Source organism: Candidatus Aquicultor sp., from assembly GCF_054640775.1.
In genome coordinates this window covers 1-7,330 of sequence record NZ_JBTSLF010000128.1, presented here as the reverse complement: position 1 = coordinate 7,330, position 7,330 = coordinate 1, and the positions used below count along the sequence as shown (strand labels likewise).

General features: G+C 50.2%; 7 protein-coding genes. 2 read left to right on the top strand and 5 right to left on the bottom strand.

Annotated features, from left to right (window positions below):
• Positions 1-188 precede the first annotated feature (188 nt).
• Positions 189-713 carry a chemotaxis protein CheX gene (locus ACYC56_RS10455; protein WP_461374121.1) on the top strand — a complete coding sequence of 175 codons (525 nt, stop codon included), beginning with the start codon at positions 189-191 and terminating at the stop codon, positions 711-713.
• A 42-nt stretch (positions 714-755) separates the two neighbouring features.
• Here the strand turns inward: ACYC56_RS10455 and ACYC56_RS10450 are convergent, their stop codons facing one another.
• From ACYC56_RS10450 to ACYC56_RS10435, 4 genes are all read right to left on the bottom strand, one after another.
• Positions 756-2,441, bottom strand: a complete 1,686-nt coding sequence (locus ACYC56_RS10450; RefSeq protein WP_461374120.1) for a putative ABC transporter permease subunit — start codon at positions 2,439-2,441, stop codon at positions 756-758.
• Entirely contained in the window at positions 2,428-3,189 is a 762-nt protein-coding gene (locus tag ACYC56_RS10445; RefSeq protein ID WP_461374119.1) for an ABC transporter ATP-binding protein, read from the bottom strand. The genes ACYC56_RS10450 and ACYC56_RS10445 overlap by 14 nt, the downstream gene beginning before the upstream one ends.
• Before the next feature lie 212 nt (positions 3,190-3,401).
• A complete protein-coding gene (locus tag ACYC56_RS10440; protein ID WP_461374118.1) occupies positions 3,402-4,448 on the bottom strand; it encodes a family 10 glycosylhydrolase in 1,047 nt (348 codons plus the stop codon).
• A gap of 198 nt (positions 4,449-4,646) precedes the next feature.
• Complete coding sequence (locus tag ACYC56_RS10435; protein ID WP_461374117.1) at positions 4,647-5,024, bottom strand: hypothetical protein; 378 nt, start codon at positions 5,022-5,024, stop codon at positions 4,647-4,649.
• Positions 5,025-5,209: 185 nt separating this feature from the next.
• Here ACYC56_RS10435 and ACYC56_RS10430 point away from each other — a divergent pair, with 185 nt between their 5' ends.
• Complete coding sequence (locus tag ACYC56_RS10430) at positions 5,210-5,689, top strand: hypothetical protein (protein ID WP_461374116.1); 480 nt, start codon at positions 5,210-5,212, stop codon at positions 5,687-5,689.
• Positions 5,690-5,715: 26 nt separating this feature from the next.
• On the opposite strand, the gene ACYC56_RS10425 is transcribed toward ACYC56_RS10430, so the two are convergent.
• A partial coding sequence (locus tag ACYC56_RS10425) for a SpoIIE family protein phosphatase (RefSeq protein ID WP_461374115.1) occupies positions 5,716-7,330 on the bottom strand: 1,615 nt, incomplete at its 5' end.

Below are 7,330 nucleotides of genomic sequence, written 5' to 3'. Positions count from 1 at the left end.
ATATTTGGTTAATTATGTAGCAGCCATAACAAAGGGCGCCGGATAACCGACGTCCTTTATTTTTGTTATATATTCTATTCTGTAGGGTATTCGACCATCGTTGAGGAGTTTAATCGGCAACATTCGCCCTTACTACGTCAAGGTTGACCAGTAAAAAGCCGAAACACCACTAGAGAGGATGGTGGAGCGTGTTTCAGGTCAACTTTATAAATCCTTTTGTCGAGGCCGCTTTTGAAGTATTCGAAGCTGAAGTTAAACTTAATATTGAGCGAGGAGCGCTCTCCATGAAGACATCCTCCACGACATCCCATGAGGTAAATGTCCTTATAGGCATCACCGGACAGCTCCACGGGCAAGTAATCTACGGTATGAGCAACATGACCGCAAAGAAAATCGCCGTTAAGATGCTGGATCATCCGGTCAGGATTCTCAACGACCTGGCGCAGAGCGCGATTAGCGAACTCGGCAACATGATAACCGGTGTGGCCACCGCTAAGCTCGATACCGAATATGCAAACCTTGCCGTCACTCCCCCAGCCATCGTTATCGGAACGGACGTCTTGATATCGACCATCGGGATAAACCGCCTGATCGTGCCGCTTAAGAGCGAATTAGGGCCGGTTGAAGTAATCGTGGCCTTTAGAGACGAGCCTATTCCAGACACCATCAATATCCTTCACGCACATAGAAATAGATCGGAAGTCTTCATTTAGCCCTCTTCCCGAAGGACGGCCTCTTACCAGGTTCTTCTGGGCTTAGACAGTGATTTCTAAGCGCTCCAGCCTTTTTGACGCGATTTTGATAGCGATAACGGTACATGCCCCTGCAAACGCGTAGAGGACAATCGCCGAGAGCGCCCACAACAGCACCGCGTCGATCGGTATGAGCCTGCCGAGTTGCGGCAACGCCGCAAGCCCCAGAGAGATTACGATGTACGCGATGTTTAAGCCCATGAACAGATATCCTCCCCGTGCCCCGACCATTTCTTTTGGGTTCTTCGCGTCGAATTTTGGATACATCGAGCCAAGCATGATGCCTATCGCGTTAGACCCAAGCAATATCCCTGCTAGCGCCATGATACCGAGAATCACCATTTGCAATGGAAACCCTTTGATTAGAGCTATAATTATGTAAGCGCTCTCAGCAAGTATAAGCGATGGGAGATATGCCACGATCAGCTTTGCGATGACGATATTCGACCGCGCAACCGGGGCCTGGTGAATAATCCAGGCGCTCTTAAGCTCCCTGCTCAGGCCGGTTAGCGAGAGGCGTATAGCGAACATGCTCATCAAGAGCACCAAGAAAACGGCACTAAATATTGCTTCAGAGCTACCGGTACCAAACGGCTGCCCACTGCTTTGATCCCCATTGACCCTGAACATGAAGATGAACATTGCAGCAAGCGGCCATAAGAGCTGTATCCACTCCTGGGTATCCCTCTTTAAGCATTTAATATCTTTACGAACGATGGCCCCGATGGGGCCGGATAGCGCAAACGGCCTTGACCCTGCTCTTGCTCTGTCTTTAACGCGTTTTTTTGCCCCGCCGGCATCAGAGATATTGGTGAGGCCCGTGTAATAGGCGCTCTGAGTAAATACCAGTGCGAGAGTAAAGATAGATATGCTGAGCGTAAGAACCATAATTCCGGGCAGCAGCATATCTGAATACTGAGCCAGACCGCTTTTCACCACCAGCTGGGCGACCCAATCGGTTGGGAGGAACTTGAGGCGAATCTTGCTCACAACTTGTACAATACCGGTGGCCTTCGACCCCTGATGACCGATTTGTCCCGGTAAAAGCTGTGACGCAATATAGAAAAGAAGGCCCGCGATACCGCCGATCGCCCCGATGATCTCCTTCGCTTTGCCGAATCTTATAAACCTGGCGAGAAACATAATCGCCATCATCCCAAACCCGGTAGGTATCATTAAGAACACAGGCGATATGAGAAGCACGGCAAAGTAAAAGAGGGGTCCAGCGTGTAGAGCCAACCCAAGCCCCAGCAAAGCCGGCAAAAACATGACCGCATAAAAGCCGCTGCTACTCAGCATCACCTCGATAGACTTTTCGACGAAGATGGTCCTGAGAGGTACCGGCGCTGTAATCCAAATGGAAAGATCCGGCGAGCTAAACAGGGTGTAAAAAGCTGTGACGAGGGCCGAAAACAGGGTGAAGATAAATACGCCGATGAACATGCTGCTTACAACCGAAGTAACAGCTGCTTCGCCACCTGTTTTATACGTCAAGGAGAAGAGGGCAAACCCGGCGGAAAACGATAGCGATATGAATATAAGACCGAAGAGCGGAAATAAAAGCACTTTTAACGCTTCACCAGCTCCACCGACATTGGAACTTCCTGAAGCCCGTAAACGAAACGTATTCAGCAATATTCTTAGCCGCAGCTTAAGCAGAAGAACCAGCATCGCATCACTCGCGCTCATCCAGAAACTTTAGCACTTCTTCAGATTCGGAGCCCCCTGTTATCTGCAGGAATACGTCTTCCAGAGAGGAACCTGCTTGCGAGCCGCCTTTCAGCTCTTCAACCGTGCTCACTGCAACAAGAGTGCCTTTATCGATAATACCCACGCGGTCGCACATCTTCTCGGCGATCTCAAGAATATGGGTCGACATAAAAACGGTCGTCCCGCGGTCGCAAAGGCCGCGCAATACATCCTTTATCATGCGCGCGCTTTTCGGGTCGAGCCCGACGGTCGGTTCATCAAGAAACAGAACTTTCGGGTCATGGATAAGCGCCCCGGCGATTGCGATCTTTTGTTTCATGCCGTGTGAATATCCCTGAACAAGTTCATCGCCCCTCTTCTCAAGCTCCATAAGCTCAAGCAACTCATCAACCCTCTTTGACTTTGTCGACCCGTTAACCCGGTAAAGATCGGCCATAAATTCGAGAAACTCCCTGGCGGTCAGCTTCTCGTACACGTTCGGCTGATCGGGAACATAGCCGAACAGCGCCTTTGCCTTAAGCGGCTCCTTTTCGATGTCGAATCCACCGATTTCGGCGCTCCCCGAAGTGGGTTTCAACAGGCCGGTCAGGATCTTGATTGTCGTAGTTTTGCCTGCGCCGTTGGGGCCGAGAAAACCGAACAGCTCGCTTTTGTTCACAGACAGATCTATGCCGTTTACGGCGGCCATATCCCTATAGCGTTTAGTAAGCCCGATTGTTTCTATCATACAGGACGCCCCCGGATCGCTTTGGTAAGGCCATGCACAAGTTAGGAAGGGCACGTGTGCCCGAATAAGATTATACACGTAGTGAGAGGTGATTATAACCCGCCGTTCGCTCCAATAAATCAGGTAAAGCCCGCCCGCTTGCTAAAAGCTTTGTGCAGCTACTTGCCCTGCTTTAAGCTGGTGCCGGCTATACCATAGCCGTTGTTAAACTCTCAGTTATCGCTGAATATTACGAACCCCTGGGCGCCCCGCGATAGCGTGTACCTGATCTGTCCCGCCATATTGGACGCAGGATTAGGCCGTTCATCGGGCACACCTCGGGTCCCAACGCCTACCCATAGCGGCTTTGGGCTAGCCAGTTTAATGTTCTGAGCGGTCATCCGCTCAAACCAGGGGTTTGCTGCGGGATCGGTATAGGTCATCGGGATAAAGACATCGACCGAATCTTTCCATGCGGGCCAATCCTGGTACTGGTTGTCCCTTGCAGACCTGTAGTCAGGCCACACATCTACGGTGACGAGCAATCTTGGATACTTCTCTTTAACTGTTGTATAGATATCTCTGACGTGCGAGGTTATGATATCTCTTTGCAGCTGCGAATATTGCTTGTGTCTAACACCGCCGTGCTTCACGTCCGCCGGCCACCGTTTGACCGGTCCGTACCTGGCCTCAAACTTCTTCCTGGCGGCAGTCGTATACGACGAGTCAATGTCCGGATACCGGATATAGTCGAGGTTCAGACCGGCAATATCTTCATGGTACCGGTCCAATTTCTCCAGTATCACCTGGATATCGAGACGCCTGTTTGCATCGTTTGCGGGGTCTATCCAGTAATCGATCGGGGTTCCATCCGACCTTCGCATAAGGCGGTCCTCCGCTTTCAGCTTTTCGTTAACGGCATAGCCCGCCGTAGCATCAGCGTTTCCAAAAAACATATCCTGGTGCCAGAGAAACACTTGTATCCCCTTGGCGTTCGCAGCAGGAATCATCCGGTCGAGGTAGGCATCTGCATTTGGGGTCAGCTTGCTTGGATAAAATGACCGGCCTATGCTTCCCGAATCGGCAAAATACGCGTTGATTCCGTTCGCCTTAAGCTTGGTGAACTTCTGCTCCCAATTCGGACGTGCCAGGTAGCTAGGATACCAGGCCCCGCTAAGCGTTTTGCCGTTAAAGGGTTCTTTTCTGACGGGCTTCGCGGTCTCCCGGTCGACTGGTAGTTTGTTTGTTCCCGTGCTTAGCGTAAGAACTAGTGAAATCACGATAACGAAGACCGTCACCAAACCAATTACAACCAGCTTCTTAGCCGTGCGCCCCGTTCCTCGAGTTGTAATACCGCATCTCTCCTCAATCGGTTCACTTGCTTGTTACGTGAAAACCATCTCTTGATATTCCCCTTAAAGGTGATCGGCACGCACAAGCGCACATGTTTCGAAGGAAGTTTTTGATATAAGAATAAGCTAAGTCCCAATACGCTTGCTTTGGTTTTTCGTCAACGTTTCAATTGCCTCATCTAGGCTTGCTGCGTGCTGCAATTCATGCGGTGTTAGTAGCGCTTCAATTTCGGCAAGGCGCTCGAGCGGGCTAATTACTAACAAGACGACCCTTCTGGCATAATCAGGAACTGTAGGTGGATATCGCCAACATTTTACTTCGGTGACTGCATCTGAGATATGCACATCACCACTGAAGTCGACAATTACAGGTATTGTCGCAAACTTGGTAGCGCCTTTAACGACGAGGTGTAGAGCAGCGAAATTATCTACGGATAAATCCCCTGCGAACTTAATATACGGAAATCCCGATACTTGGGCGTACTCTAACTTTAATGTAGCCAAAGAATATCTCCCTTATCAACTAGCGCTGAGATTTACTATATCCAATAGAACTGCGTTTTAACCGCGCACCAGAAACCTTAAGTAATCCAACCCGGACCGTACAGGTAGCAATCGCGACAGGCACATCGAGGGGAACGTTTATTCTCGGCAAAAGCCTATCGTTAATAACAGGGACTTACTTCCTCGTGTCTATCGCTGCGCTGTTCTCGCTGCTGCTGGCGGCTTTAAGCGGCATCCTGATGGGCGCCTTTGTTGTTGATAACCTAAGCTTTGCGCATTTTTTCTTAACTCTACTTCTCTCGCCGCTCAAGATCTTACCCCTCATGTTTTTAGCTTTTTCCCTGGCAGTCGCGACGCGGTCATCGATTCTTCCCATCGCTTTTATGCTCTTCTACACAACGCCGGGTGAACTAATTTTAGCTTCGCTCGTGCTTCCCCCGCCGTACAAAGATCTCTTACCCGGCCAAATAGCTAAACCGATAGATACCGTCACAACTTTTAAGATGAACCTGCTTCTTAATACGGCCGGTCGTGAAAGAGCCGCTCGAGCAACTGCAGATTTCATATTCTCGTATTGGGTGGCAATAACGGCGGTTCTAGTATTTGTGGTAGTCATGGGTTTGCTTTCTTACATGGTCTGCCGCAAGCAGGATTTGTCGAGATGAATGAGTTTCAAACAAATTTTCGAGATTTAAGCATTCACACCGCGGTCAAGGCTTACACAAAGCAGCGCTATATCGTCCGATAACTTGCCGCCGGTGCAGTGCATCACTTCATCGAATAAAGCGCCCGGTATTTCTTGAGGCGATGCCGGCTTTAACGCTTTTACGACCTCTACAAGCCTCTTTTCGCCAAAGAATTTCCGGTTGCATCTCGCTTCGATGATGCCATCCGTATAGAGAATTAAATCATCGCCGTCATGCAGCACGGCTTTTCCGCTATTGTAATTTATCATCGCGAATGCACCTATCACCGGTGATTGGGTACCGAGTATATCCACATACCCCGTGCTCCTTTTGATTAACGCCGGCGGATGCCCCGCGGAGCAGTAGGTGAGTTTGCCTGTTTTGGTATCCAGTATTCCGAAAAACACGGTAACGAAAATATCCGCGGGTGAGGTTTTCGCCACCAGGTCATTGGCTTTTGCCATTATTAAGGCCGGCGTGCCGCCTTCGTAGGCATGCGCCTTAATCGTATTCTTGACTATGGATGTCAATGCCGCCGCTTCTAAGCCTTTTCCTGAAACGTCCCCGATAATTATGCCGACTTTGTCGTGTTCCAGTTCAAAGATATCGTAGAAATCGCCGCCTACTCTTGCAGCTTCAGTCGCAGAGCGATAAAGATTGCCGAAGGCAACGCCGTCTACCCGCTCGGGCATAATAAGGAGGGCTTCCTGCAGGGTATCTGCGATATTCCGCTCGGCCGCGTACAGACGTGCGTTCTCCAGGGACAGGGATACGGATGTGGCGAGCTTGTTTGCAAAATCGATTTGGGCTTCGGTAAAGGTTACCGAGATCGACCGATAGCAGAAACAGAGAGCGCCGATCACATCGTTTCTTACAATCAGAGGTACGGCAAGGATCGAACGGATGCCGTATTTCTCCATCACTTTACGATTAACTCTTACATCGGTTGCGGTATCATCGACCGCAACCGGCTTTCCGGTGCTCGCCGCAACCGCCGCGTGTCTCGCTTCATCATCGGTAAGCCTAGTGCCGGTTACTTCAGGCGGGAAACCATAGGTGTAACTTACAACCCAACGATCCCCTTCGCGCAGGAGTACCACCCCGCCTTCTGAGCCCATATTTTTTGCAGAGTCTACAACAACCCTTGTCATTATCTCGCTAAAATCAAGCGTTGAGTTCACCTCGGCATTTATAGTGTTGAGGGCATCGCTTAGTTGTCGCGCCCGGATGCTATCGGTCACATCCACGAGAGAAAGGACCAGAGCGATAACATGGCCGGAGGCATCCTTTATCGGGGTTAACGTCCAATCCCAGTACGTAGCCCCCCGCCAGGGTTGATCGACGAATTCGAAGGGTTTCGCTTTGAACTCAACAGGCTCTCCGGTATCTCTTACCTTTTTAAATATGGCTTCATTCTCTGCATCGGGGAACAGCTCGAAGTGATTGCGGCCTAATAGTTCATCTCTCGTGTGCCCCGCACCTTTTTCATAGGTGGAATTGACCAAGACAAAGTTAAACTGGGCGTCAAGGTAAGCGATATGAGCGTTGGTGTGCTCCATTATTGTTTCAAGTGTGTCGCGGTCTCTTTCAAGGGCTATTGCTAACTCCTTGGCGTTTTCC